Source organism: Gryllotalpicola reticulitermitis, assembly GCF_042651345.1.
In the GTDB taxonomy this organism is placed as follows: Bacteria; Actinomycetota; Actinomycetes; order Actinomycetales; family Microbacteriaceae; genus Gryllotalpicola; species Gryllotalpicola reticulitermitis.
In genome coordinates, this window is sequence record NZ_JBHSCN010000013.1 from 1 (window position 1) to 2,244 (window position 2,244).

Below are 2,244 nucleotides of genomic sequence, written 5' to 3' on the forward strand. Positions count from 1 at the left end.
CCTCCATCACAACGGGAGAAGCGTCACCACCAAACCCGCCCGAACCGTCACCGATGTGTTGATACCCGAGCGTCACCGATGTCCTGCGACATAACACATTCTCTAGCGGGGTGTGATGTCTCAGGAGATGCCGGGCAGTTCTGCATCAGGACATCCCGGACGTTTCGTGTCTCAAGACATGTCGGACACTTCGTTGGAGTCATGGGCAGTCGGGCTGAAGGTGGGGATCTTGCGGTTATAGCGGACGTAGCCGACGTGCGTGGTTCCGGCCTCGGGGATGGGGTGCTCGGTGATGAGCTCCCCGGTGGCGGCGTCGCAGAACGTGCAGACGTTCTCGTCGATGACGGCGTGGAGCCGGCGGCCGGTGTGTTGTTGGCCGAGGCCGTAGACGACGCCTCGGATGCTGACCCTGCCGTCGGTGCGGACGGTGCGGCGGTATTCGCCGGGCGGGAGATCAGCGGCTCGGCGAAGGGCGTCCGTGATGTGTTCGGGACGCTTCGCGCCGGCGCCGCGGGGCCGGCCATTGCTGACGTGCTTGGTGCCGGGAGCAGGCCAGGGATGCTCGAGGAGAAGGTCACCGTTGCTGTCGTAGAACTTCACGCCCTCGGCCAGCATGGACACGAAAATCGTCTGCCCGGCCAGCTCGCGGGCGATCTGATAGGTCACGCCTTTGAGCCCGATCGCGCCGGAGGACTTCACCCGGCGGGTGACCATGTTCTCGAACGCCAGTGGCGCGCCCGGTGCTCCGGGCGCAGGGTCGAGGATGATCGGGCGCTCGGCGGCCGGGCGGGGCCGGGGCGGCTCCGCGATCGGTGTGGCATCCCATGCTTGTTGCGGGGTCAGGCGTCCGGGCAGGCCCTGGTGCGGGCGCTTGGTGTTGTAGACCACGTCGAACGCGTCGACTTGTTCCTGCAGCTCGGCGAGGGTTGCGGCGATGGGCTGCTTGTCGAGGTACCGGAACAGAGTCTGGTGGAATCGTTCGTTCTTACCCTGCGTGGTCGGCTTGTACGGCTTGCCAGTGATCGCCTCCACACCCAGCGAGGTGGCGTAGCCGGTGAGCTGCCCGATCCAGCCGCGCCGGGCCGGGTTCAAAGCAGCACCGTTGTCGGTCAGCAGCCGCTGCGGGACGCCGTGGGCGGCGACGCCTTTCTGGAACACGATCACCGCGTCCCGGCTGGTCTCGCCGGTTGCGACGTGGGAGGCGACGGCGAGGCGGGAGTGGTCGTCCTCGAGCTGGAAGATCACACACTTCCGGCCGCCCTGGAGGACATACTCGGTCGCGTCCAGCTGCCAGCAGGCGTTCGGTGCCGGATACACGAACCGGCGATACGAGGCCCGCGGCCGCTTCCGCGGCTCCGATCGGGCAACGCCGGCCTGCCGGAAGATCCGCGCGAGCGACGCGACCGACGGGGCAGTAAGCCCGAGAGCGACCATCTTGTCGTGCACGCTGATCGGCCCGTGATCCAACCCCGAGGACTCCAGCACGGCACGCACCTCGACTGCCTGCCGTGCGACCTCGTCGGCGATCTTTCCCGGACCGGTCTTCGGACGCCTCGACCGCGGCGCCAACACCGCGGCCTGCCCCTCCTGCCGGGCACGAGCGCGTAGCTCGTAGAACGTGCTGCGGCCGATGCCATGCTCAGCACAGAACGACGTCACCGACCCCCGCGGCGCATCATCAGGCCACCGGGCAATCGCGAGACGGACACGAGGATCAACAGCATCATTCGGCTTCGGCACCCTCCATCACAGCGGAGCCGAAAGGCCGGAAGTGTCCGGACCAAACCCGCCCGAACCGTCCGGGATGTGGTGATACCCCAACGTCCGGAATGTCCTGAGACATAACACATTCTCTAGCGAGGAGGCAATGTGGGGCGGGGTCGTTCCGGAGGCCGGGGCCTGTAGCCGAGTGAGAACTGGGGCGGAGCGAGGGGCCTGCGAAGCCTGGAGTCGCTAATGGGACGGGCAGAGGAGCTTTAGACGCGTAGCGCGGGCTTCAAGAAGACGTCCAGCGGGCAGTCGGTTTCGGAGTTGCAGTTGACGCCCGCTCACCGGGCATTTCATCGGGCGAGTCTTACGGGCATCTGCGATTCGCAGAATCTCGCAGCCAACGATCGGGCGGCTACGCCGTGCGCTGGGCGACCGGCTTACGTTCGTCTCAGCTGAGGCGGTCAGCGACCCGTTCGAAGACGCGCCACATCTCTGATGGTTCCGAGACAATGCACTGCATACCTGCTGCGATCG

At 66.4% G+C, this 2,244-nt stretch carries 1 pseudogene; it reads right to left on the reverse strand.

The window, feature by feature from the left end:
- Positions 1 to 798 precede the first annotated feature (798 nt).
- A pseudogene (locus ACFOYW_RS16435) lies at positions 799 to 1,740 on the reverse strand (integrase core domain-containing protein); the annotation flags it as partial.
- Between the last annotated feature and the right edge of the window lie 504 nt (positions 1,741 to 2,244).